Here is a 23,851-nt window from a genome sequence, read left to right as displayed (position 1 = left end):
AGTCTCATTCACATTGACAAGTAGAAGCATCCGCAATCATTGCTGAGCGCGGAGGAAATCGACATATCTATGAAACGAATCTTGCTGTCTGCGGGACTGCTTTTGCTGCAGCCCGCGGTCTATGCACAGGCGGCAGCCTCCCCTCCTCCACCGCCACAGCCTCTCACGCTGCAACAGGCAGTGGCGTACGCGCGACTGCATAGCCCCGGGCTGCTGGGTGCCCAGGCGCATTTGTCGGCGATTCAGGCGAACGAAATCACCGCGGGGTTGCGGCTGAACCCGAACCTTGTGGCAGAAGGCACGCAGGTGAGTCTCTCTAACAATGATCCGAACGGCCCACCATTTTATGGCGTGGGGCTGCAGCGGACATTCGAAGTCGGTGGCAAGCGATCCCTTCGCATTGCTGCGGCAAAGGCCAATACCGGGGTCGCGTCAGCGCAGGTGGACGACCAGAAACGCGGGCTTGACCTGGCAGTAAAACAAGCGTTCACCGGCATGTTACAGGCAAAGCTTGCGCTTACGATTGCGAACGATAACCTCGCCGACTACCGCAAGACGGTGGAGCTGATGCAGGTTCGTCTGGACGCAGGAGATGTGGACCGCACGGACTTTGAACGAGTAGAACTGCAGCTTGCAGGCTTTGAAAACGATCAGACGAATGCGCAACTCAACCTGACGCAAGCCAGCGAACAGTTGCAGGTCCTGCTGGGCGAACCCACGGTGCTGTCGACCTTCGATGTCAGTGGTTCGCTCGATCTTCCTGCGCTGGGAAGCTCCCTGGAGCAATTGGAAAATGCAGCATTGGCTGCGCGGCCTGACCTGGTCGCGGCGCAGCGTCAGGTGAACGCGAACGATGCTGCCATTCACCTTGCCGACGCGATGGGAAAGACCGATCCCCAGTTCGGTGTGGAATACGAACACAGCGGCACCGCGAGCACGGTAGGTGCGAACCTGCAGATCCCGTTGCGCATCTTCGATCGCAACCAGGGAGAAAAGGAGCGCACACGTCGCGAAGCTGAATCGAGCCGGTTGCTGTTGCAGCAGGCTCGCAATCAGGTGATCAGCGACGTGGATCAGTCCTATGCTGCATACCAGGCGGCTGTGCAGCAGAACGCGCGCTATCAGCAAAAGTATCTGGCGGAAGCCGCACATGTCCGCGACAACATTCAATTTGCCTATCGCAATGGCAACGCCACATTGCTGGACTACCTGTCCGCATTGCAGGACTACCGCCAGACCAACCTTGCCGCGCTGAATGCGCAGGCTAACGCGCAGAATGCGCTGCACCAGCTCTCCTACGCTACGGCGACTGAGGTGAATCCATGATGAGGACGCGAAGCGTCGCCCTGCTGTTGTCTGCCACGTTGATGGCTACCGGCTGCAATAAGAAAGAAAAACCCGAGGCAGACCTGCCTGCCGCGAACATTGTGACCACCACGGCTCGGGCGACCACATTGAACGATTCGCTCGCAGTGCCAGCGCACATTGAAGCGAACCCCACACAGACGGTGCACATCTATCCGCCACTGTCTGGTCGCATCGTCGAAATGAAAGTCGTTGCAGGACAGGAAGTCCGTAAGGGACAGGTTGTCGCCCTGCTGCAGAGCGGCGATGTCGCTTCTGCGCGTTCCGATTTCGAGAAAGCAAAGACCGAGTCTGACCGTGCCGATCGTGCACTGGCTCGAGGCAAGTTGCTGCTGGATCACGAGGTGCTTTCACAGGCCGCGTATCTGGAATTGCAGGCCACTGCGGCCTCCGGTCATGCCGAGCTGGAACGCACGCGTCAGCGTCTGCACGAGCTTGGATTCAGCGAGAACGGAACGTCCGACGTTGCGCCTATTACCTCGCCCATCTCCGGCACTGTCATTGACGTAGGCACAGCAAACGGTGAGTTGCAGAAGTCCGTCGATAACGCCACCAACGGCATTGTCACCATCGCGAATCTTGATTCCGTATGGATTGTTGGCGAAGTCTTTGAGCGCGATATTGCACTGCTCAAGCAATCAGAGAACGTCGACGTCACCGTGCAGGCGTATCCCAACGAAACATTTCATGGCAAGGTGGCCAACGTAGGCGACACCTTCGATCCCACAACGCACACCTTACGTGCGCGGGTGGTCCTGCCGAACCCCGGCCATCGTTTGAAGCCTGCGATGTTTGCGAGCCTGAAGGTTGCACGTCCATCGCAAAACGCGGTACTGGTACCAAGTACCGCAGTGATCCACGACGGCGAAAGCACTGGGGTTTACGTGAAGGGCGCAGATAACAATTTCAATCTGCGACAGGTGAAGGTTGGCGCGGCACACGGAGACGACGTTGAGATTCTCAACGGTCTGCAAGGCGGCGAAACTATCGTGAAGACGGGCGCCAGTTTCCTGCGCGCACCGGCGACGGGAGACTAACGCGATGTCCGCTCTCATCCGCATTCTTCTGCGCATGCGTGCGCTGGTTCTGATTGTGCTGGCGTGCATGCTGGTCGCAGGAACCTTCGGCGCCATGCAGCTTGATGTCGAGGCATATCCCGATCCCTCGCCACCACTGGTCGAAATCATCACGCAAAATCCCGCATGGTCTGCCGAAGAAATGGAGCAGCAGGTTACAGCCCCTGTCGAAACGGCGCTGTACGGCGTGCAACATCTCAACGGCATCCGCTCCATCTCCATCTTCGGCCTGTCCGACGTGAAGTTGTACTTCACCTTTGACAGCGATTACTTCCATGACAAGCAGGAAGTCCTTGACCGCCTGCAACTGTTGCAGCTTCCGAACAACCTGGAGCCGCAGCTTTCGCCGTGGTCGCCTATCGGTGAAATCTACCGTTATCAACTGACCGGTCCTTACACGTTGTACGACCTGACAGCCACGCAGGACTGGCTTGTGACACGTGAGATGAAGCAGGTGCCGGGCATCATCGACGTCACTACTTTCGGCGGCGATGTGAAGCAATACCAGATTGAAGCCGATCCGCAGAAGTTACTGGCACACGGTGTTACGCTGCCGCAGGTTACGGCTGCGGTGCAGAACTCGAATGCCAATGCGGGCGGTAACTACATCTCGCTGGGCGAACAGAGCGTCAACGTGCGTGCTGTTGGTCAGTTGCATACCATGGACGACATTAAGCAGGTTGTCGTTGCCAGCAACCGCGGCGTGCCTGTGCTTGTGGGCGATGTTGCCGAAGTCAAGATCGGTTCGCAGCAGCGCATGGGTAAGATCGGTCGCAACCACGATACGGATGTAGTGGAAGGCATCGTTCTACTCAACAAGAACGAAGAATCCATCCCCGCTTTGGAAGCGCTGAAGGTCAAGATTCACGATCTGAATCATGGCCTGTTGCCACCGGGAATGCATATCGACACGATCAGCGATCGCACCAACCTGATCGATCGCACGGAACACACGGTGAAGCACGTCATCATCACCGGCCTTGTTCTGGTGACGTTGATTCTGCTGTTCATGCTCGGCGATGTACGCACAACCGTCATCGCTGCGGCAACCATTCCCTTCGCAGTGTTGTTTGCGTTTTCCATGATGGCCATGACGGGTCACTCCGCAAACCTCATCTCCATCGGCGCGATTGATTTCGGCATTCTTGTCGACGCTTCCATCGTGGTGCTGGAAAATATCCATCGCAAACTCTCTCGGCGATTGCCGGAAGACGATCTTGCAACGCTCATCATTGAAGGCGTACAGGAAGCATCACGTCCGGTTCTCTTCTCCACGGTCATCATTCTGGTGGCGTTCATTCCGCTGTTCACCATGGAAGGTGTGCCGGGCAAAATCTTCGCGCCCATGTCCGTTACGTATGGTTTTGCGTTGATTGGCGCATTGCTTTTCGGCCTGGTCTTTGCGCCAGTGCTGGCAATGGTGCTGGCGCCCAAGGGGCCTCCACCGGCGCGTCCGGAAGAGAATGATGCTCATGCCGGTGAAGGTACATGGCTTTCCAACTTCTTCCGTCATCATTACAACCGCATCTTCTCGCTCACACTGCGTCGCTCCAGGTTTGTGTGGGGCGTCGCAATCATTGCGCTCATCGTCTCGGGCTTTATTTTCGTCTACGGCGTTGGCGGCGAATTTATGCCTCCACTGGAAGAAGGCAACCTGTGGGTACGTGCAACGCTTCCGCAGGACGTCTCTTTTGATGTCGCTTCCTCTACCGTCGACAGCCTGCGAGAAGACTTTCAGCGCTTCCCGGAAGTAAAGCAGGTGGTCTCGCAGCTTGGCCGTCCGAACGATGGAACGGACGTCACCACCTTCAACAACTTGGAATTCCTCGTTGATCTAAAAGACGAAAGCACCTGGCCTGCTGATGTTCATGGCAGCAAGGAAAAACTGATTGGGCAGATGCAACACGCACTCAGCAAATATCCCGGTGTTGTGTTTGGCTTCTCACAGCAGATTCAGGACAACGTGGAAGAAGCCATGTCCGGCGTCAAAGGCGAGAACTCATTGAAGATTTTCGGTGACGATCTCAACGAACTCTCGAAACAGGCTGTTGCCGTACAGAATGTGATGGAGAAGGTGCAGGGCGTGCAGGACGTTGGCATCTTCAAAGTCGATGGTCAGCCGTCATTAGTTATCCGTGTGGATCGTGCGAAGGCTGCACGATACAACATCGCTCCTGCCGATGTGAATGCAGCCATTCAGGCTGCCGTTGGCGGAGCCGGTATCACACAATTGATCGAAGGCGATCGACGCTTCGATATCACTGTTCGTTATCCCAGGAGCTATCGCGATAATCCTGATTCAGTTGGCAGGATTCTTCTGCCCGCTGGTGATGGATCTTCCGTGCCGCTCAGTGAGGTTGCGGACATAGGTGTGCGGCAAGGCAGCTTCCAGATTTTCCGTGAAGCAGGCCGCCGTTACATTCCCATCAAGTTCAGCGTTCGCGGACGCGATCTTGCTGCGACGATCACCGATCTGCAGGCGCAGTTGAAGCAAAAGATTCAACTACCAAACGGCTACACCTACGCCTGGGCTGGTGAATTCGACTCGTTGAAGAAAGAACAGAAGCGCCTGTCCGTGATCATTCCGATCAGTCTGCTGGCCATTCTGATCCTTCTGTATACGCAGTTCAACACGTGGCTGGATGCACTGATCGTACTCACAACGCTTCCCTTCGCGGCTATCGGCGGCATCCTTGCGCTGCTCATCACGCACACTGCGTTTTCCATTTCGGCAGCAGTCGGTTTTACTTCGCTGACGGGTGTGGCGACACTGGGTGCTGTGGTCTTCCTCTCCGGCATCCGCCGGGCGCAGAAGCGTCATGGCGCACGTCATGGCCTTCGCGAAGGTTGCCTGGATGAAATGCGCCCTGTTTTGATGGCATGTATGTCAGCGGGGCTTGGTCTGTTGCCGGCTGCGATCAGTAACGGCATTGGAGCACAGGCACAACAACCGCTGGCACGCGTGGTGGTGGGCGGCATGATCACTACCGTGTTCTCCATCTTGTGCCTTACTCCACTGATGGCGCGGAGGCTACCCAGGAACTTCGAAGAAGAGACTGCTTAGCCTTCTATACCCCGGCAGGAAATGCTAAATCTTTTCCTGCCGGGCGAATGTCTTTAGCAGACGTCCCATAGAGATGGCGCCGCCAAAGGTGTAGTTGTACAACATGTCTGCCTTACCGCGGTTCGCAGTCACATTGTCCTGGAATTGTTCCAGCAGTGCGCGCATACGAGGCAGATCCAGATATTTGCCCACGTACTCAGATGCCTCCTGTGTACGCAGTTCTTCGTGCCATACAGGCGATGCTTCTTCAAACATCTGGAGGAAGTCGCTGCCCTGCAGGCCACGCCGAGTCTCGGCAAGCAGATCGACCGGCAGGTCATTGCGCATAGCATCCCGATACATCTTTTTCTTCCGGCCATTCGGAGAGAACTTTACATCCGGAATGCGAAGACAGAGTTCCACGAGGCGGCGGTCAGCGGTCGGATCAGCACGTTCGATGTTGAAGCCATTGCGATACAGCGAATACATTCCGCCGGTGTCGAGGCGCTGCAAAATCGAGAACCGCCAACTCGCTCCACTGGTTCGATCACCTTCCATGACGCCGCCCATTACGGAATTTTTACGGCCGTGCGGCATAATGCGTTCGTAAAGTTCACTGCGCATCATACTGAGATCGAACAGACCGGGGATCTCGCGGCGCCGCACCCGATTGATGAGCGACGAGGCTTTCAGACCTGGCATCCAGACACTTCGCAGCAGGCTCTTCCACTTTTCACCATTGCGTTTTTTCGCGAGCAGCGCACTTACGAACTCGGCCCATTGCCCACGACGTCGGAGATCGAAGAGATCGAACCCGCCGTCATAGCTCGTGGTCAGGTTACCCGCCTGCCCCTCCATCAGCGTAACGATGCCGCGGCTCTGCGCGTCCTTCTGAATCGCATAAAACCACCGCGAGTTTCGAATAAAGACCGGAGGCATCCCGGCATGGATAATCATCGAGTCGATGGCGTCCAGCCAGTCCGCGCCATCATTGCGAATCGCCACATGTTCGACATTGGGGTACATCGTAGCCACCTGCGATGCAAGCGGCCACTCGTTGTCAAAGCGGTTGGTGACAATTTCGCAAGCGTCGGTGGGTATCGTGGGCACTGCGGTATAGGACACCAGCGGTCGGTTCTGACGGGCGAGCACTTGCGCTGTCAGCGCAGTGACTCCAGAGCTATCGAAACCAGAACTGAGATGGGATGCCACCAACCCTTCACGCGGAATCCGTAGCTCTACGGCGCGTAGAAAATGCGCATGAAGGGCCTCCGAATACTCTCTCTCATCCTTCAGATGTAGCTGTTCCTGACGCAGCGGAAACCAGTAACGGCGCGATACCGGTTCTTCTCCGTGGCGAATGGTGACAGTGTGGGCTCCCTCCACGGAGCGGATCCCGCGATACAACGTACGTCCTGGCATGGGTTCAATGCTCATAACGGCACAGAACACCTCTTCGTCGAGTTCTCGGGTGACACCTTCGAACGAAAACAGTGGCTCAATGTCTGTGCTGAAGATCACGTCTTTTCCGCGCATGACGTAGAAAAGTGGCAAGCGCGCCATAGCGTCCCTCGCCAGGATCAACCGCCGCGATGACGCGTCCCATAATGTAAAGCTGAACTCCCCGTAGAGTTTGTCCGCAAAGTCGTTACCCCACGCCTGGTAGGCACGGAATACCGTTTGTGCAGCGGAAGTCTCTGCAGGCAATCCGAGATCGCTGATCAGCACGTCCAGCTCAAAAAGCTTGCCGGCAAGCACCAAAAAGCCCTCATGCCCTTGCCAACTTTCTGCATGACGATTTGCAGTGATACCACATGGCCCCGCGGATGTAATTGTGGGAACGTCATCTTGGCCGCTGCGTGGGAGCAGAACGGAGTGCAGTGCAGCACTCGCGGGGCCGTCCGTCGGAAGCAGAATTCCGGCAAAACTCAAAGAGGAGACTCACAATCTGGGATCGTGCTGGGAAGCCCACACGTAGCAAAAGCATCTTACCGGGACATGCACGCTAAAGAAAGAGACACATTCGCATCTTCCGCGATGGGAGCACTTGTAATGCAGAACAGAACAGTTCCGCCATATCCGTGTGCCATCGATCTCTGAATTGTTAAGGGGATAAAAGAGGGAGTGGCGGAGAGACAGGGATTCGAACCCTGGATACCTTGCGGTATACACGCTTTCCAAGCGTGCGCCTTAAGCCACTCGGCCATCTCTCCGCTTCTTGGGTATCGTAACACGCAGAGGCCTGTGGCTGCTTGCCCATCGCCACGCGTTTGCAGGAGGGGGTAGTTGCCATGTTCTGTGCCGCAACCGTTAGAATGGCCGCGCACTGCATTCTTACGAATCGAAGGCACTCTGTTCATGCGCTGGCCAGCTTCCACTTCCCTTGCTGCAGTTGTCTCTGCCGTTGTCTTACTCGGCGCCAGCCGCCCTGCGGACATCGCTTTTCGTGTGCAGATGATCGATCCCGGCTACGGCGAAACAGTCACGGTTGCAGACGTCAATCGCGACGGCAAGTTGGACATTGTCTCGGGTGAACACTGGTTCGAAGCGCCCGGATGGACCAAACATCCTCTGCGTTCAATCAACTACGCCAACGGCTATATCGACAACTTCGCCGACCTTGCAATGGATGTGGATGGCGATGGCTGGACCGACATCATCCAGTTCGGCTACTTCGCGCACAATATCGTGTGGCTGAAGAACCCCGGCAAGTCAGGTGGCGAGTGGAAAGCAAGCGAGATCGACAACAGCGGCCCCACGGAATTCGCTTTCCTGGTTGATCTGGATAACGACGGAAAAGCAAACGAGCTACTTCCAGAGTTCGATCGTCCCAATGTTCCTGCAGCATGGTTTGAACACCGTGATGGCAAGTGGATCAAACATGTTGTCGCTCCGCAGAGCTATGGTCACGGCATCGGCGTAGGCGATGTCAATGGCGATGGCCGCAACGACATTCTCACACCCAAGGGCTGGCTGGAAGCACCGGCGGATGTTCGGGCGGAAGGCTACTGGAAGTTCCACCCAACCGATTGGGGATGGAAGTACATTCCTCCTTCGGGAACACCCGCCGATGAGATGAAGCTTTCCGCGGCTGCGCAACGTGCGGGAGCGCAGTTCGGCTATATGCACCTGCTGGACATCAATGGCGATGGCCGCAAGGATCTGTTAACCGGTATGGCGCACGACTATGGCCTGGCGTGGTACGAACAGACTGCGGATGGCCGCTGGATGCAACATGTGATCGACAGTTCATGGTCGCAGGCGCACGCATCGCAGCTCGTAGACATGAACGGCGACGGACAGCCAGACCTGGTGATTGGCAAGCGATACTTCGCACACAATGGCGGCGATCCTGGCGAGCGCGAACCCGTTGGGCTCTACTGGTATGAGTGGCGGAAAGTATCTCCAACCGCGCAGAATGGCGGCGTGGAATGGATCCGCCATATCGTCGATTACGGCGGACGCATGGGTGGCGGTGTTCAGACAGTGGCGGTGGACATCGATGGCGACGGCGATATCGATCTGGTCAGCGCAAACAAATCTGGCCTGTTTCTTGCTGAGAACCTTACGAAATCGCCGGTGAAAAACGGACGGCGCTGATCCAATCTACTTCGATCCGCGCAGCAGCGGTTCGGATGGATCGGCGTCCTGCCAAAGTTTCTTCAAATCGTCTTCTGCGCGGCTCGCGTTGGGGTCATCCCCCATCGTGCGATAGGCAGTTGCCAATCCTGCCTGTGCCACGGGATACGCCAATGTTCCCGTGAGCAGTGCTTCGCCATGCCGTGTGAGTGCAGCCTTGAAATCGCCGATGGCCAACACCGGTTGCCCGAGTTTCAAATGTGACTCGCCCCGAAGCAGCGCAGTCACAGTGGATTGAGCGCTGGTCTTATCTTCCTGCAACAGATTTAATGAACCCTGCGCATCCCCCGTGCTCCACAGCAACGCTGCTCGGATCAACGTTTGTTCCATGGGATCGGTTGGGGCATTGTCGCTTGCAGAATGCTTGCACCATGCTTGCGCAAGGCTCGCAAAAAATTTAGTTGCATCCCCTGCATCGGCAACTGAGAGTGGTTTGTTCTGGCAATGTCCCGCCATCGCCTCCATGGCTTCCAATCGCGCAAGCAGGAGCAATGCAGACGAAGCAACCTGTGTCTGCGCACTGAGCCGCTGGATCGCAGCCGTGCCAAAACTGTGCGCCTCCGCTAAGCGTCCACGATCCCCTAGGTAGGTCAGGTAGTACCAATCATCGCTGAAGGTATTGGCTGCTGCTGCCGCTGCTGCCCATTGTGTTTCCGCTGCGCGGTCGTTCCGTAGATACGCTGCGAGCAATGCAAGCCCTGGCGAAGCAGCGTTTGAATTTGCGGCCCTGCTCTGCTCTTTCTGGGCTGACTCGTAGTGGGCTTGCGCAATCATTGTCTCCGTTGCCACAGACACAGCCACGCGTCCGACACGGTCGAGTTCAATGGCTCGCATCCCCGTGCTTTCAGCCTCTGCGGTGCGTCCTGCGGCAAGGAGTGAACGTGCCATAGCCACCTGCGCTTCCGGCTGAAGGCTACACAGGTTTCGCCAGAACTGTGCAGCGCTCATCGCTGCTGTCATCGTGCCTGTTGTTTCGTAGGCAATGCGGCTCTGCTGGCATGAACTTCCCTTACTTGATGATGCTTTCAACGCGGCTGCAGCAGACAGACGTTCCGTCTCCGCGCCGGACTCACGTAACGCTTCCACCAACTCAAGTCGTGCAGGCACAAAGGCCGGATCATCTGCCAGCGCGCGATTCAGTTCGTCAATCGCATTCGTCGTCTGTCCAACTCTGAGATAGGAAATCCCTCGCGCATAAAGGCTCAACGCATTCAGTGAATTCGTAGCCTCGCTGGCGAGTGAAACGGTGTTCGCAGAGGCCTGCTCGGGGCTTTCTCCAAGATGCGTACGCAACGCCACAGCAAGGTGACTCAAGGCATTCGGAATCTCCACGGCGGAGGATGCATCTACCTCTTCTGTTGCAAGCTTTCCGTTGTCTGACGTGCGCAGGATCTCCGAATGAATGTGATAGTTGCTGCCGTCACGAGAGATATTGCCGGTCAGGTAAGCATCCGCACCGCTGCGCCGTGCCATATCCTGCGCATCCATCTCCACCGTATTCAACGCGGGCGCATACCCCGTCACGTGCAACGATGGCATCTCGCGCAGCAGAATCTGCATAGCAACCGCAGGAACGTCCTGCAGAACATTGTCGCCAGTGCTGTTATCAAACTGCGTGATCTGCAACCCTGTGCTGACCACACCCTGGCCACCTACCGAACCGCCATGTTGACGAAGAAACAGAAAGGCCCCCACTGCTGCCAGAATCACTGCCACTGCAATGGCCGGAATCCACCAGCGTATACCTCCGGCTGCGATCTCATGGTCATAGGACGAGGTGGAGCCCGGCGCCTGCTCCCGCGTCACATCTCTGGATACTGAGATATTCGACGCTGAATGCACTGCGGAGGGCCTGCTGCCGGACGGGGTGTGTCCACGGATGCTCCTGGCCGTTGGATCAGACAGCGACACCGATTCATGAAATTCGCGTGCTGAAGAAGTTGCGCTCGCGCGAGAAGAGGCCGCCATTAGCTTCGAACTACTGTGCCGAATAGGAACTGAAGGTTCCTTCAGTTTTCGCAGTTCCTCCAGTAGCGCGTTTGCAGAAGGAATGCGACTCTCACGCTTCTTTTGCAGAAGGCGTCGAATGATGGAGTCCATCCCCGGCGATAACTCGGTGTTGACCTTACGTGGAGGAACCGGATCAGACCCCAGAAGTTCCGCGAACACTACCGCGCTGGTAGCTCCGCGAAACGGGACGTCACCCGTAGCCAGTTCATACAACACCGCCCCCAGCGAGAACAGATCCGAGCGAGGATCCAGATCTTCTCCGCGCGCCTGCTCAGGCGACATGTATTCCACTGTGCCCACGGTTGCACCAGTACGTGTCAGCCCGGAAGGCCCAAGCAGAATGCGCTCATGCTCCACCTTCGCCAAACCGAAGTCCAACACCTTGAGCTGCGGTTCACCAGGTGGGCCGTCCACCAGGAAGAGGTTTGCGGGCTTAATATCGCGGTGGACGATCCCCTTCGCATGCGCCGCGGCCAATGCCTGCGCCGCCTGTGTGGCAATGGAGATCAGTTCCTCTTCCGACACCGGCACACCGTCATGGAGTCGCTCCTTCAGCGACTCACCATGCAGCATCTCCATGACCAGGTAGGGATCACCGTCCTGTTCCCCAATGTCGAAGATGGTAGAGATGTTCGGATGGTTCAACGAGGATACGGCGCGGGCCTCGCGCAGGAAGCGTTCACGTGCCCCTGCCATTTCCAGGTTCCGGTGCAACACCTTAATGGCCACGTCGCGCTCTAAACGGCGATCCCGAGCGCGATACACAGCCCCCATGCCACCAGAGCCAATCTGTTCGAGTACGACGTAGGGCCCGTATTGCCGTGGGCCGTGACCCTCCATCTGATTCCCTTTCCCTGCCGGATCGGAAAAGCGCTGCGGAAATTGGAGCTTCCGCTCAACTTATCCCCTGCCCACCGGGCAATCATATACTGAAGACAGCGTCCGCAAACCCGGCTGAAAATGCAATTTCCACGCAAAGTCAAGCTCCTGCGTGCAAGGCGAAACGACCGTTCAATGAACCACTCCAATTCTTCATCTCGCACCTCCCTCCCCACGTCACAAGTCCTCATGATCGACGCGGATGACACATTGTGGGAGAACAATATCTACTTCGAACGCGCCATTGAAGAGTTCATCCGCATCGTCGACCACCCAGAACTGAATGATGTTGAAGTGCGCGCAGCCTTCGATGCCCTGGAAGCCTCTCGCGTTCACACGCATGGTTATGGCACCCGCGCCTTCCATCATTCGCTGATCGCCAGCTACGAACATCTCACCTGCTCATCCTGCACCCACCAGATTGCTGCACAACTTGCATGTTGCGCAGAGAGCATCCGCTCCGCAGACCTTGCTCTGCTGGATGGCGTGCAGGAGACACTCCCTCGTCTCTCGGAAAAACACACTGTCATCCTGGTCACCAAAGGCGACCACGAAGAGCAACATGGCAAGCTATTGCGTTCCGGCCTGGCCGACCACTTTCACCACGTGGAAGTGCTGCATGAAAAACACACCGCAGCATACGAAACCCTTCTCCAGCGTTATGACTGCGACCCTGCCCATTCCTGGATGATTGGCAACAGTCCGCGCAGCGATACCAACCCGGCCCTCGCTGCTGGAATGCACGCGGTATACCTTCCGCACCCCAGTACATGGGTGCTGGAACGCGAACCCATCGGCAGCCCAAAGACAGGCCGCCGCCTGCTGCATCTGGCGAACTTTCGCGAGCTTTTGCACCATTTTGGGTGAAGCCGTTTCTCTGCTATACTTCGTTCTGGATGGCGCACACGCCGGACACACAGTAAGTCATGTGTAACCGATGCGGAGGTGGCGAAATTGGCAGACGCACTAGCTTGAGGTGCTAGCGGGTAATTCCATACGGGTTCAAGTCCCGTCTTCCGCACCACTCCACACTTTCCTAGAAAGAACCACAGAACGGCAACACACCTGATGACCTTCCTCGTAGCATTTCTCATCGTTCTTCACGTGATCGTTTGCCTGTTCTTGATCGGTGTTGTCCTCATTCAGCAGGGCAAGAGCGCCGATCTGGCAGGAGCTTTCGGCGGTGCCGGATCGCAGACCGCTTTCGGTCCGCGCGGCACGGCAAACCTGCTCACTCGCCTGACCACCTGGTCCGCGGTTCTGTTCATGCTCACATCGATCAGCCTGACGATTCTGATGTCGCGCTCCAACGATCGCTCGGTACTCTCCGGTATCAAGACGCAACAGACCACGACGAAGAAGTAATCTCGGCACGTTCGATTTTTTTGAAAGGGTGTGGGCGCTGCTGCCTGCACCCTTTTCTCATTGCCACAGGAGGACTTCATGCAGCGCGAAACCTTCCCCGTAGCACCGCTTGGCTGCAACTGCTCCATCCTTTTCGATTCGTCGACATCCGACGCCACGGTTGTTGATCCGGGATCAGATATTCTGCGCATCGTCGGCTTCCTCGCCGCCCGAACTCTCACGCTGCGACAGATCGTCGTCACGCACGGCCACCTGGATCACATCGCCGGGGCAAAACTTTTGTCCGAACAAACAGGCGCGCCGGTCGTTTTCCATCCTGCGGACATCTTCCAGCTTTCCTGGATGGAGCAGCAGGCCGCGTGGATGGGCGTCCCGGTGCCGAAAACAGGGCCACCTGACATCGAAGCGGTGGAGGGTATGAAACTCCACGTCGGCTCCGAGGCAGGAGAGGTTCTGCATACGCCGGGTCATACAGAGGGCAGCATCTCGCTCTACTTTCCGCAGAGTAACCTGCTGCTGGCTGGCGATACCCTCTTCCGCGAAGGTATCGGTCGTACGGACCTCCCAGGCGGTGATGGCAAACAGATCATCGCTTCGATCCGCGAAAAGCTGTTACCGCTACCAGAGACGACACACGTGATCGCTGGACATGGTTCCGACACAACACTCGAACATGAACTCCAACGAAACCCCTTCCTTCTTTGAATCAGATGCTTATGCGAGGTATTGCATCCGTAACTTCAGCTGAACAGAGTTGTGTTGCTCAACTTGATTCCACTTATGCCTGCGGAAGATATTTACGATGGCCGAAGCCATAGAGGCGCAGTTTCACGCTGCCTAACGCCTCATGCCAGCGATACTGAATCCGCTTCCATGCCCCATATTCCGATGGCCAAAGAGAAGCGTGTGTCCGCCAGGAGAATGCGAGCGGGCCGGTGTAATGCTGCAGGATCAGTGATGTTCTGGGTAGATGATAAGCAGAACTGATCACTTCCGCTGAGTTCCATCCCCTCTGTTGCATGATCACGCGGCTGTACCAGATGTTCTGGATCGTGTCCTGAGCCTTATCCTCTTCAATCACCGCATTCGCAGGGACGCCCTCATGCTCTGCCAGGTCCGCCATAACCTTCGCTTCAACAAAGTGGTTGTGGGCCGAACTGCCACTCATGATGATGTTTGGGGCTATGCCGGCGCGATACTCTCGGACGGCTTCTTCCACCCGCTCCCGCATTTCGGGATCAGGAGAGCCATCGGCCTGCGCAGGATGTCCCAGGACGATCAACGTATCAAAGTGGGCAGCGTTGGTATTGCGACTAGGAATCGTCTCATAAGAAACGATGGGAACAAGGAAATACAGAAGAGCGGCACAGACAACAATGCCCAGAAGCCAAAGAGAAAGGCGGCGCATAGGCCAACCCTAGCATGCGCCGCCCTTCTCTGTTGTCTCTCTTTCGTTTACCGGCGCGCCTTTTTGGCAGGAGCCTTCTTTGCCGGTTTGGCAGCTACCTTCTTTGCTGGAGCTGCCTTTTTCGCAGGTGCCTTCGCCGGTTTAGCCGGGGCCGCTTTTTTGACTACTTTGGCGGGGGCCTTCTTCACCGCGACGACTTTCTTCGCGACGGCTTTGGCTGGCTTTGCTTTCACAGGCTTCTTGACGGGCTTAGCGGAAGCCTTCTTGACCGGTGCTGCCTTCTTAATGGGCTTGGCAGCAACTTTCTTGACCGGTTGTTTTGCCGCGACGGTCTTCGTCACAGCTTTGGCTGGCGCTTTCTTTGTTGGGGCAGACGGCTTTGCAGCCACCTTCTTTGCCGGAGCAGCAGCCTTTACAGGCGCAGCCGCTTTGGCTGGTGTCGTCTTCTTCGCAGGGATAGAAGGCTTCACAATTACAGCAGGTTTCGCCGCAGGCTTGGCCGTCGGAACTGCCTTGGCAGGAGCTTTCTTTTCCGCAACGGCCTTGGCTACCTTCTTATCTTTCGGAGCGCCCTTTGCCGGAAGCGGAGCCACCTTCTCGATCGGCTCTTTCCTGCTTGGCTCAGGACCACGATTCGGCCCCGTGAGATCGCCCTCTTCGGTCAGGCCGGTTTCCAGGCCAGCCAGTTCCTCTTCCGCTGCAACAGTCAGAGGAATGCCTTCCAGGTCGGAGCCCTCGATATCGACCTCGACTGCTTTCTTCTTACCGCGGCCTTTGGGTTCCTTGCGTGCACGAGCACGACGCAGGTTCGGCGGCGGCGGAGGTGCCGGGGGTGAATACGGCTCCAGGAAGGCCTTCATCTCTTCCGGAGTCGCAAGCCGCCCATCCATCAGTTCGAAGAACAGCTTATCCAGAAGTTCGTTATAACCCGGAAGATCCGGAGTAATCCGCATCTCCGTAAGCAACGGATATGGGATGCGTTGCCGTGCGTTCGGAGACTCTGTGAGGAAGGTCTTCAGGCGCGCCTGTACCGGAGCACTCTTGCTGCTGAAGTACGTGGCCAGAACCAGATCTGGTTCAGTTGCGTGCAGTAACTTCCAGGCAACAGACGGCGCGGCGGCTTCCTTTGCCGTGAGTTTTGCAGCAAAGTCCTTCACGCGGGCGTCCAGAGACTCAATCTCCCGGACAAACCCCTGCCGCGCGATCAGTTTCTTTAACGAGGAAACGTCGCCTGCGGACATCTTGCCCGTCACCAACGGAAATGCGATGGCGGCAATATGACCGAGGACGCCCTGTATCTGTAATTCGCCCTGGCGGGTGTACAGGTCCGAGAGCGAAGCCGTGTTTACCTTCGCCGACTGCAGTGCCGGGAACAGGTGCTGCATCCAGCCTTCTGCTTCCAGAGCGCGCAGTACGCGCACCGGGTCTTCTTCGTGGAAGATCTCCTCCAGCTCGTATCCCTTGTTCCAGGCGCTCAGAGCGGAGATGTAACCTTCTTCTTTTGCAGTCTCATAACGCTGACGGGTCTTCTCTTCCAACTGCCAGCCCAGTCGCGACATCAACCGAACGGCACGCATCAGCCGCGAAGGCTCCTCAATAAACCCATAGTTGCTGACGAGGCGCAGTTCCCGGTTTTCAATGTCCGCAACGCCGTTCAGCGGGTCCATCAACAGGCCGTAGGAACCTTCGTTCAGCGAGATGGCCATCGCATTCGCGGTAAAGTCGCGGCCGCGAAGGTCGTCGATGAGGCTGCCCGGCTCGTATTTCGGCTTGCCCGGCTTCGGCCACGAAACGGTAACGGCCGAGCTAAGTTCCAGCCGGACACCACCGGAATAGGTCAGGAAAAGCTGGTGAGCGGAGGCATTTTCGCCCACAATCTCAAATCCAGCAGCCCCTAAGCCTTTTCGTATGCGAGACAAGTCGCCCTGAATGGTCAGGTCGATATCCCGGACGGAAGCCCCCGCAGTCAGGTCGCGGACTGCGCCGCCTGTGAGGAAAATAGTGGCATCGCTCTCGCGAGCAATGGTGCGGAGTGCACCGACGGCCTTCTGCTGCGCGTGCGAAAGGCGGTTTTCCAGCAGATAGATATAATCAGCCATGTACCGTTCCAGTCTCCAAAGCGCCGGTTCAAACTGCCGTGCGCGTTGCCGGTAAACAGCGCCAATTCAGCATGTTAGGCGGCGCTGAAAAGCTCAGCACAAAATCTGAGTGTAGCATGCTGCTGGCACCCTGAATACCCCTGTGCACACATTTTGTTGCGGAGAGTGCGGTATGACGCCACAATAGCTTCGACCGGCCACAATCAACGGTTCAAGTCCGAATGGGAGAGCAATGCCGGGATCGCAGAAAAAGGTCGTTCTTCGCCGCTTCTCCCCCGGATTGCTGTGGGGCTATCTTCCCCCCAGCGGCTTCATCCATGCTGATTGCCTTGACTTGCTGGACCTCAGCGGCAGGGTGCAGCAAGTTCCGTTGTCCGAGGTGAAGTATGCCGCGTTCGTACGCGACTTTAATACGAACGACACGTCCACCCCGGAAAGACTGCTGCGGAAGACATTTCTGGCGCGGCCCCGCACCGAAGGTTTGTGGCTGCGGTTGACTCTGCGCGACGGCGACCGGATCGAAGGTCTGGCCCCGCTGGACCTGACCCTGGCCGACGGCTGGGTGGAGGATATGGGAGTTCAATTGGTCCCTCCTGACATCCGCGGCAATACGCAGAGGCTTTACATTCCCCGCGCGGCCATCGAGCAGATGGAGGTACTGGCGGTAGTCACGAGTCCATCAAAACGAAAGGCCTCCACCCCGATTCCAGCGGAGGAAACGCAACAGCCTGACCTGTTCAGCATGCCTCTACCGCCTGACTCGCGCACCCACTAGCGAGTACCATGGACGGCATGAAGTTAGCGGAAATTGCGCAACGGTTGGGTGCCGAACTGGTAGGCGGCAACGGCGATGTGGAGATCACCGGGGTTGCCGGGATTGAGCACGCCAGCGCCTCAGAGATTACCTTCATCGCCAATCCGAAGTACACCGCGCAGGCAAAGACCACCAGGGCCGCTGCCATTCTGGTGGAGCCGGATTTTCCTGCTCTGGATGGTACTGCGACGCTTCGCATCCAGAACTGCTATCGGGCTTTCGCCCAGGCCATTACGTTCTTCTATCACCCGCCAAAGTATGCATCGGGTATCCATCCCACGGCGGTCGTTGACCCCTCGGCAAAGATCGGTTCCAACGCCCACATTGGCGCATATGTGGTAATCGGGTCGGATGTGGTGATTGGAGAAGATGCTGTTCTCCTTCCTCACAGTGTCATCTATGCTGGAGCCGTAATCGGTAGCCGTTTCTTCGCACACGCCCACGCCGTAGTCCGCGAGTTCTGCCGCCTGGGTGATGACGTAGTCCTGCAGAATGGGGCGGTCATTGGCGCGGATGGCTTCGGCTATGCTCGCGAAACTGCCGGTGGCTGGACCAAGATCGTGCAGTCCGGTGCTGCTGTTCTTGGTGATCGCGTTGAAGTGCAGGCAAATGCATGTATCGACAGGGCAAGCATCGGTGAAACACGTATTGGCGACGGTAGCAAGATCGACAACCTGGTGCAGGTGGGTCACGGTTCCACTGTCGGGCAGGACACGTTGCTATGCGCACAGGTGGGCCTTGCGGGGTCTACAGAGGTGGGCAGCCGCGTCATTCTGGCCGGGCAGGTCGGTGTTGCCGGGCATTGCAAGGTGGGCGATGGCGCCGTTGCGACGGCACAAAGCGGCATCCCCAGCGACGTGGCGGCAAACAGCGTGGTGAGCGGCTATCCCGCCATGGACAACAAGCTCTGGCTGCGTTCGGTGGCAGCTTTTGCCCGCCTGCCGGAGATGGTGCGTGAACTGCGCACTTTGCGCAAGGACCGTTCGGTGTAAATGTGCGTCGGGGAGACTGTGCCATATCTCCTCGCATCAGACCTGTTGAGCATGGACGAGCAAAGAACAACGGAAACCGCCTCGCTATCTACTGCAGAAAGCGGTTCACCTGTCCGCGTTTTACTTCTCGACGACGATCCCGCAAATCTGCTCCTGCGCGCAGCGATCCTGCGCCAGAATGGTTACGAGGTGCTCTCCGCGGGCACGATCGAGGAGGCGAACGCCTATCTTGAGCAAACAGACATCGCTGTTCTGGACTACCACCTGGGACATGGAAAATTTGGCACGGCTGTAGCCGCGAAGCTACGCCAGCGTCGGCCCGAAGTGCCCATCATCATCCTTTCCGCCACACTGGAGCGTCGTTTCGGTGGTGTGGAGGATATGCATCTGTTGAAGGGGCACAGTTCTGCTGAGGATCTGCTTTCTGCTTTACGAGGTCTGGAGGCAAAACGCCGTGGCGCTCCTGTGGTGGTCAATGCGCGAGAGTTTTATTACAGCCGCATTGCCATGGCGATTGGCGTCGATGTGCTGGTGCAGATTCTCGATCCTGAAGGCACCTGGCACTACGTCAATGAAAGTGCTGCGGCCTATCTCGAGAAGCCTCGCGAGTGGTTTCCGGGACGCAACATGTTTGCAGAGATGAGCGATAGCCTGCGCGACTGGCGCGATGTATTGCACGCCGTCTCCACCACGCGCGAAACGTACATCGACCGCACACGCCGCGGGCTGCTGGCAGCACCTCGCCCAGAGGAAGTGGCGGCGACGTGGTCCGTACTGGCATTCCCCATCATGCTGCACGACGGTAGCAGTGGCGTGGTGCTGAGTGCGCGCATCCTGGAACGCAATAGCGGTACGCCTGTCTTCATTGCGTAACGCTTGCCTCATCAACCTGCTAACCTCAACGTATGCGCCGTATCGCTGCAGCCTCGTTCGTCAGCGCCGTCTTTCTTACCGGCTGCCATTCACATTACATTCAGACCACCATCAACAATCACTCGGGCGCGGACATCAACGTGGTTCAGGTGGAGTATCCTGGCGCCACCTTTGGAACACAGCGCATTGCCGATGGCGGCAGCTTCCATTACCGCTTCAAACTCCTCGGCACGGGCGACCTGAAGCTGACGTGGACGGATGCCTCACGTCAGGATCACACGCTGAAGGGGCCACATCTGAATGAAGGACAGGAGGGGACATTGGTCATTGACTTCCCTTCGCAGTCGCAGGTCAACTTCCAGCCGAGCCTGAAGCCGTGAGCGATTCCCTTTCGCAGCAGCGGCGCGGCTTTTTCATCACGTTTGAAGGTCCGGATGGTTCCGGCAAGACCACGCAGATTCGTCGCACCGTAGAGTGGCTGCGCAGCCGGGATATCGAACCTGTTCTGCTACGTCAGCCGGGTGGCACGCCGCTGGGAGAAAAGATTCGCGCCATCCTGCTCGATTCGCGCGCGCAGGATCCGGTATCACCTCTTACAGAACTCGCGCTGATGTTCGCAGACCGCGCGCAGTCGATCCACGAAATCATTCAACCTGCGCTGCGTGAAGGTCGCGTCATTCTTTGCGATCGTTATACCGATTCCAGCGAGGCATATCAGGGCGCAGGGCGCGGGCTTGGCTCCGATCGTGTGCTTGCCGTGCATCGCGCTATTTGCGACGATCTGCAGCCGGATCTGACCATCCTTCTACTTCCAGATGCGGAGAAGGCACTGGAACGTGCGCATCGCCGCAATCAGCGGAACATCCAGCAGACCGGCACGGATGAAAACCGTTTTGAAGCCGAGGGTGAGGCGTTCTACCGCCGCATTCACGCCGCGTATGCAGGCATTGCAGCGCGCGAACCGCAGCGGGTTGCACTGATCGGTCCCGGCACAGGGGATGATGGCATCGATGCCATCGCCGCAAGAATCCGCGAGATCATAACGGGACGTCTGGAACAGCATCTGCACAGCGTCTAATTCGCATCTCCACTCTGGAACCGGGTCAAGTCGCTTGAAAATTGCCGTCGCTATGGCATGGCGGTGCGTATTGATTTCATATGAACGTCCTTGTGCACCTTCGTGCCCCAGTTATCGCCTTTGCCGTACTGCTGACGACACCACAACAAACACCAGAATCCTTTGATGTCGTCGTCATCCATCCGAACCATACGGGGGAGCGAAACACTCAGATGGATCTCTCGCGCCCGGGTCAATTCATCGCAGTGAATGCAACGGCTCGCACGCTGCTTCGTAATGCCTACGGCCTGTTACCGTTCCAGCTTGCTGGCGCGCCAAGTTGGGACGACGAAGATGCTTTCGACATTCGCGCAAAAATCGACTCACCTGACATCATCACGCAGGCCCAATTCAAGATTCTGCTACAGTCGCTCCTTGCAGATCGGTTTCATTTGAAAGCGCATTGGGAGACGCGTGACTCCCCTGTGTATGTGCTGGTCCGTGACAAGGGTGAACCAAAGATCACGTCCCACACCGATTCACTGAGACATGGCATGAATACAAGAAAGACGGCAACCAGCGTCAATATGAAAGGCGATGGCGTGCCGATGCAGGAGCTGTCGACCAACCTTGCTAACCAGCTGGGTCGGTATGTGATCGATCAGACAGACCTGAAAGGAAACTACGATTTCGTTCTGAACTGGAGCCCCGATCAGAACTCCGACACGAACCTGCCGTCACTCTTCACTGCTATCCGAGAGCAGCTTGGACTACGGCTTGAAGCGCAGAAAGGGCCAATGCCGGTGTTGGTCGTGGATCACATCGAGAAACCATCGGACAACTAAGTGGCGAGACTACAAAAAACGGATTAGTGAAGCTGCGATGCCACGGCCGTTGAGAGAAAGGTCTGCATGCCGGACGCAGGCAGCGGCTTTGAAAATAAATACCCCTGGCCGTATTCGCAACCCATTTCACGAAGCAGTTCGAGCTGTTCCGCGGTCTCAATTCCCTCTGCAATCACATTGAGATGCAGCGCATGTGCCAGCGCAATGATCGAGCGCACTAACGCGGCCTTTTCGCGGCTCTCCAGCATATTCATCACGAAGGAACGATCTACCTTCAGGCCATCAAACGGAAAGCGTTGCAGATAACTGAGCGAGGAATAGCCTGTTCCGAAGTCATCAAGATCCAGCAAGACGCCGGTATTCTTGAGCTCTTCCAGCAGAGCGTTGGCACGTTCTGTATCGCCAATCAGGATGCCTTCTGTAACTTCCAGCGAAATGCACCGGGGCGGAACACGATACTTCTCGGTAAGGTCTCGCAACATTCTGCCAAGCCGCCGATCCTCCAGTTGTAATGCCGAAAGATTCACCGCCATGGAGACGTCATCGTCCACCAGGCCATGCTCACGCCATTGCGCCAATTGTTCAATGGCGCGTGTCAGCACCAGCGTCCCCAGTTCCACAATCAGATCGAACTGTTCGGCAATGCCGATGAACTCTTCCGCCGAGATCATGCCGAACCTGGGATGATGCCATCGCACGAGCGCTTCAAATCCAATGACCTTACGCGACGGCAAGTGTAATTTGGGCTGGTAATAGACCTCCAGCTCTTCGTTGGAAATAGCCTTTTGGAGTGCCGAAGAAAGCTCAATCTGACGAAGCATTCCGTGACGCATGGTTTCGGCAAACAGGAACCATGTTCCGCCTCCCTGCAGTTTTGCCTCGCCAAGCGCAATCTCAGCACATTGCAACAGATCAGCCGCACTTTCGCAGGGATGAGCGCACGTCGCAAGCCCAATGCTTACGGAGAGTGAGATTCGTTTGTCGTCCAGAGCGATAGAACTTCCCAGCAACATGCTGAGTTCTTCTGCAACGCGAAGCGCCTCCTGTTCGTCTTGTTTTCCACCCAGCACAATGGCAAATTCATCTGCCGAGAGGCGAGCCGCGATGCTGTCTGGATGTACCGATGCCAGCTTGGAAAGCCGCAGCCCGACTTCTCGCAACGCGCTGTCTCCTGCAGCTCGTCCCAGACCGCTGTTCAACAACTTGAACGAATCCAGATTGACCACGTAAACCGCAAAATTGTCTTCTACGTGCGTGCCCGCATCCATCAGCCGTTCCAGATGTTCCAGCAGATAAGTTCGGGTCGATAACCCCGTAAGAACATCCACGGTCTTACGTTCTGTGATATCCACCATGGCGCCGACCAGACGCACGGGTTCCCCCGCGCTGTTTCTGACTGCAACTCCTCGATTTGCAATCCACCGCCAGCGCCCGTCCTCATGGCTAACGCGGTATTCGTTGTAGAACGAAAGTTCACTGGTGGCGCGCATATCGGCAAGTGTGTTGACACGAGGCCTGTCTGCTGGATGAATCCTTCTCATCCAGTCTTCAATGCTCACGTGAGCATCCACAGCCTCTTCTCCCACGATGGATCGGACGCGGCCTGACAGATACAAGGAATCGCGAACGCAATCCCAATCCCAGATGCCCTCCGTGGTGGCCTGCGTAGCGAGTTTGAAGCGTTCGTTCGCCCGAACGATCTCATCGTTAATGCGGGACAGGCGTTCCGGATAGAGACGATGCTCCATGGTAAGCACCGTCAGCGCTGCAAATTGCTTCAGACATTCACGTTCACGCTCTGAAAACTCGCTGCGTGGCTTCCTGTCGATGATGGAAAAACCACCCAGCATCATACCGTCGCGCCCCATGAGAGGTGCTCCTGCATAAAACCGAATATGCGGCTCGTCTGTTACAAACGGATTGGTCCGGAAGCATTCATTGTTTTGCGCGTCCAGGACTACCAGCGGTTCATTCCCCAAAATCGAATAGGCGCAAAATGAAGTATCACGAGGGCTTTCGCGAAAGGTGATTCCGATGGCAGATTTGAAAAACTGCCGATGTTCATCGATGAGCGAAATCAATACGATCGGCACACGGAAGAGTTCCGCTGCAAGCTGCGTCAGATGGTCGAAGCCCGGTTCCGGCTTGCTATCCAGAACGCAATAACTTTTGAGAACGCGGAGGCGCTCGTCTTCGTTATACGGAAGCGGCGCTGGAATCCAGCTATCTGTTGAAGCCATGCGGATCAGCCTCCCGGCGCTCGCGAAACTCTCTACTTCGCAAAATCAACAGAACAGACCTGGTATGTATAGCATATCGAACAGGCCATCGTATGCAATAACGCGCTGCTGTCCAGCACCGAAGCTGCTATCGGAACGAAATCCTC

Annotated in this window: 18 protein-coding genes and 2 tRNA genes; 14 read left to right on the top strand and 6 right to left on the bottom strand. The window is 56.9% G+C overall.

From position 1 onward, the window contains the following. The first annotated feature begins 69 nt into the window (after positions 1-69). The 3 genes from AB6729_RS03780 to AB6729_RS03770 are packed head-to-tail and all read left to right on the top strand — an operon-like array spanning position 70 to position 5,505. Positions 70-1,326: a TolC family protein gene (locus tag AB6729_RS03780; protein ID WP_371080226.1), complete on the top strand. Its 1,257-nt coding sequence runs from the start codon at positions 70-72 to the stop codon at positions 1,324-1,326. Continuing rightward, positions 1,323-2,402, top strand: a complete 1,080-nt coding sequence (locus AB6729_RS03775) for an efflux RND transporter periplasmic adaptor subunit (protein ID WP_371080225.1) — start codon at positions 1,323-1,325, stop codon at positions 2,400-2,402. Before AB6729_RS03780 ends, AB6729_RS03775 begins: the two co-directional genes overlap by 4 nt. A 4-nt stretch (positions 2,403-2,406) precedes the next feature. Then, positions 2,407-5,505 (top strand): efflux RND transporter permease subunit, encoded by a 3,099-nt coding sequence (locus AB6729_RS03770; RefSeq protein WP_371080224.1) that lies wholly within the window; start codon positions 2,407-2,409, stop codon positions 5,503-5,505. Between the two features lie 24 nt (positions 5,506-5,529). On the opposite strand, the gene AB6729_RS03765 is transcribed toward AB6729_RS03770, so the two are convergent. Continuing rightward, on the bottom strand, positions 5,530-7,242 hold the full coding sequence (locus AB6729_RS03765; protein WP_371080223.1) for an asparagine synthase-related protein: 1,713 nt from the start codon (positions 7,240-7,242) through the stop codon (positions 5,530-5,532). Between the two features lie 367 nt (positions 7,243-7,609). Continuing rightward, positions 7,610-7,697: transfer RNA gene (locus tag AB6729_RS03760), tRNA-Ser, on the bottom strand. Positions 7,698-7,842: 145 nt separating this feature from the next. On the opposite strand from AB6729_RS03760, the gene AB6729_RS03755 reads away from it, so the two are divergent. Next, complete coding sequence (locus tag AB6729_RS03755) at positions 7,843-9,084, top strand: FG-GAP repeat domain-containing protein (protein WP_371080221.1); 1,242 nt, start codon at positions 7,843-7,845, stop codon at positions 9,082-9,084. A gap of 6 nt (positions 9,085-9,090) precedes the next feature. On the opposite strand, the gene AB6729_RS03750 is transcribed toward AB6729_RS03755, so the two are convergent. Next, complete coding sequence (locus AB6729_RS03750) at positions 9,091-11,973, bottom strand: protein kinase (RefSeq protein WP_371080219.1); 2,883 nt, start codon at positions 11,971-11,973, stop codon at positions 9,091-9,093. Positions 11,974-12,201: 228 nt separating this feature from the next. Between AB6729_RS03750 and AB6729_RS03745 the strand changes: the two genes are divergently transcribed. From AB6729_RS03745 to AB6729_RS03730, 4 genes are all read left to right on the top strand, one after another. Next, positions 12,202-12,879 carry an HAD family hydrolase gene (locus AB6729_RS03745; protein ID WP_371080218.1) on the top strand — a complete coding sequence of 226 codons (678 nt, stop codon included), beginning with the start codon at positions 12,202-12,204 and terminating at the stop codon, positions 12,877-12,879. 72 nt (positions 12,880-12,951) lie between these two features. Beyond that, positions 12,952-13,036, top strand: a tRNA-Leu gene (locus AB6729_RS03740). Positions 13,037-13,080: 44 nt separating this feature from the next. Next, positions 13,081-13,377, top strand: a complete 297-nt coding sequence (secG, locus tag AB6729_RS03735) for a preprotein translocase subunit SecG (RefSeq protein WP_371080217.1) — start codon at positions 13,081-13,083, stop codon at positions 13,375-13,377. Positions 13,378-13,455: 78 nt separating this feature from the next. After that, positions 13,456-14,082: an MBL fold metallo-hydrolase gene (locus AB6729_RS03730; RefSeq protein WP_371080216.1), complete on the top strand. Its 627-nt coding sequence runs from the start codon at positions 13,456-13,458 to the stop codon at positions 14,080-14,082. Positions 14,083-14,155: 73 nt separating this feature from the next. Here the strand turns inward: AB6729_RS03730 and AB6729_RS03725 are convergent, their stop codons facing one another. Together AB6729_RS03725 and AB6729_RS03720 are read right to left on the bottom strand one after the other, a co-directional pair. Next, a complete protein-coding gene (locus AB6729_RS03725; RefSeq protein WP_371080215.1) occupies positions 14,156-14,785 on the bottom strand; it encodes a YdcF family protein in 630 nt (209 codons plus the stop codon). 47 nt (positions 14,786-14,832) lie between these two features. Continuing rightward, on the bottom strand, positions 14,833-16,884 hold the full coding sequence (locus tag AB6729_RS03720) for a CCA tRNA nucleotidyltransferase (RefSeq protein WP_371080214.1): 2,052 nt from the start codon (positions 16,882-16,884) through the stop codon (positions 14,833-14,835). A 232-nt stretch (positions 16,885-17,116) separates the two neighbouring features. Between AB6729_RS03720 and AB6729_RS03715 the strand changes: the two genes are divergently transcribed. The 6 genes from AB6729_RS03715 to AB6729_RS03690 all read left to right on the top strand — a co-directional run bounded on the left by AB6729_RS03715 (position 17,117) and on the right by AB6729_RS03690 (position 21,465). Continuing rightward, complete coding sequence (locus AB6729_RS03715) at positions 17,117-17,659, top strand: hypothetical protein (protein ID WP_371080212.1); 543 nt, start codon at positions 17,117-17,119, stop codon at positions 17,657-17,659. A 17-nt stretch (positions 17,660-17,676) separates the two neighbouring features. Then, positions 17,677-18,690 carry a UDP-3-O-(3-hydroxymyristoyl)glucosamine N-acyltransferase gene (gene lpxD / locus AB6729_RS03710; RefSeq protein ID WP_371080211.1) on the top strand — a complete coding sequence of 338 codons (1,014 nt, stop codon included), beginning with the start codon at positions 17,677-17,679 and terminating at the stop codon, positions 18,688-18,690. 18 nt (positions 18,691-18,708) lie between these two features. After that, a complete protein-coding gene (locus AB6729_RS03705; RefSeq protein ID WP_371080210.1) occupies positions 18,709-19,563 on the top strand; it encodes a response regulator in 855 nt (284 codons plus the stop codon). A gap of 32 nt (positions 19,564-19,595) precedes the next feature. Then, positions 19,596-19,943, top strand: a complete 348-nt coding sequence (locus AB6729_RS03700; RefSeq protein WP_371080209.1) for a hypothetical protein — start codon at positions 19,596-19,598, stop codon at positions 19,941-19,943. Next, positions 19,940-20,641, top strand: coding sequence for a dTMP kinase (gene tmk, locus AB6729_RS03695; protein ID WP_371080208.1), 702 nt, complete (start codon positions 19,940-19,942; stop codon positions 20,639-20,641). Before AB6729_RS03700 ends, tmk begins: the two co-directional genes overlap by 4 nt. A 92-nt stretch (positions 20,642-20,733) precedes the next feature. Next, positions 20,734-21,465 (top strand): TIGR03435 family protein, encoded by a 732-nt coding sequence (locus tag AB6729_RS03690; RefSeq protein WP_371080207.1) that lies wholly within the window; start codon positions 20,734-20,736, stop codon positions 21,463-21,465. Between the two features lie 23 nt (positions 21,466-21,488). Here AB6729_RS03690 and AB6729_RS03685 read toward each other — a convergent pair whose 3' ends face one another. Next, the gene (locus AB6729_RS03685; RefSeq protein WP_371080206.1) at positions 21,489-23,705 is read right to left on the bottom strand and encodes an EAL domain-containing protein; all 2,217 of its coding nucleotides are present in this window, start codon (positions 23,703-23,705) and stop codon (positions 21,489-21,491) included. Between the last annotated feature and the right edge of the window lie 146 nt (positions 23,706-23,851).

Source organism: Terriglobus sp. RCC_193 (genome assembly GCF_041355105.1).
In the GTDB taxonomy this organism is placed as follows: Bacteria; Acidobacteriota; Terriglobia; order Terriglobales; family Acidobacteriaceae; genus Terriglobus.
This window is presented reverse-complemented; position numbering and strand designations above follow the sequence as displayed.

What these genes read in the sequence shown, in the direction of transcription:
- AB6729_RS03720 (WP_371080214.1), bottom strand. Translation starts at nt 16,884, where the DNA reads ATGGCTGATTATATCTATCTGCTGGAAAACCGCCTTTCGCACGCGCAG.
- AB6729_RS03730 (WP_371080216.1), top strand. Translation starts at nt 13,456, where the DNA reads ATGCAGCGCGAAACCTTCCCCGTAGCACCGCTTGGCTGCAACTGCTCC.
- AB6729_RS03750 (WP_371080219.1), bottom strand. Translation starts at nt 11,973, where the DNA reads ATGGAGGGTCACGGCCCACGGCAATACGGGCCCTACGTCGTACTCGAA.
- AB6729_RS03775 (WP_371080225.1), top strand. Translation starts at nt 1,323, where the DNA reads ATGATGAGGACGCGAAGCGTCGCCCTGCTGTTGTCTGCCACGTTGATG.
- AB6729_RS03715 (WP_371080212.1), top strand. Translation starts at nt 17,117, where the DNA reads ATGCCGGGATCGCAGAAAAAGGTCGTTCTTCGCCGCTTCTCCCCCGGA.
- AB6729_RS03745 (WP_371080218.1), top strand. Translation starts at nt 12,202, where the DNA reads ATGATCGACGCGGATGACACATTGTGGGAGAACAATATCTACTTCGAA.
- AB6729_RS03755 (WP_371080221.1), top strand. Translation starts at nt 7,843, where the DNA reads ATGCGCTGGCCAGCTTCCACTTCCCTTGCTGCAGTTGTCTCTGCCGTT.
- AB6729_RS03700 (WP_371080209.1), top strand. Translation starts at nt 19,596, where the DNA reads ATGCGCCGTATCGCTGCAGCCTCGTTCGTCAGCGCCGTCTTTCTTACC.
- lpxD (WP_371080211.1), top strand. Translation starts at nt 17,677, where the DNA reads ATGAAGTTAGCGGAAATTGCGCAACGGTTGGGTGCCGAACTGGTAGGC.
- AB6729_RS03780 (WP_371080226.1), top strand. Translation starts at nt 70, where the DNA reads ATGAAACGAATCTTGCTGTCTGCGGGACTGCTTTTGCTGCAGCCCGCG.
- AB6729_RS03685 (WP_371080206.1), bottom strand. Translation starts at nt 23,705, where the DNA reads ATGGCTTCAACAGATAGCTGGATTCCAGCGCCGCTTCCGTATAACGAA.
- secG (WP_371080217.1), top strand. Translation starts at nt 13,081, where the DNA reads ATGACCTTCCTCGTAGCATTTCTCATCGTTCTTCACGTGATCGTTTGC.
- AB6729_RS03770 (WP_371080224.1), top strand. Translation starts at nt 2,407, where the DNA reads ATGTCCGCTCTCATCCGCATTCTTCTGCGCATGCGTGCGCTGGTTCTG.
- AB6729_RS03725 (WP_371080215.1), bottom strand. Translation starts at nt 14,785, where the DNA reads ATGCGCCGCCTTTCTCTTTGGCTTCTGGGCATTGTTGTCTGTGCCGCT.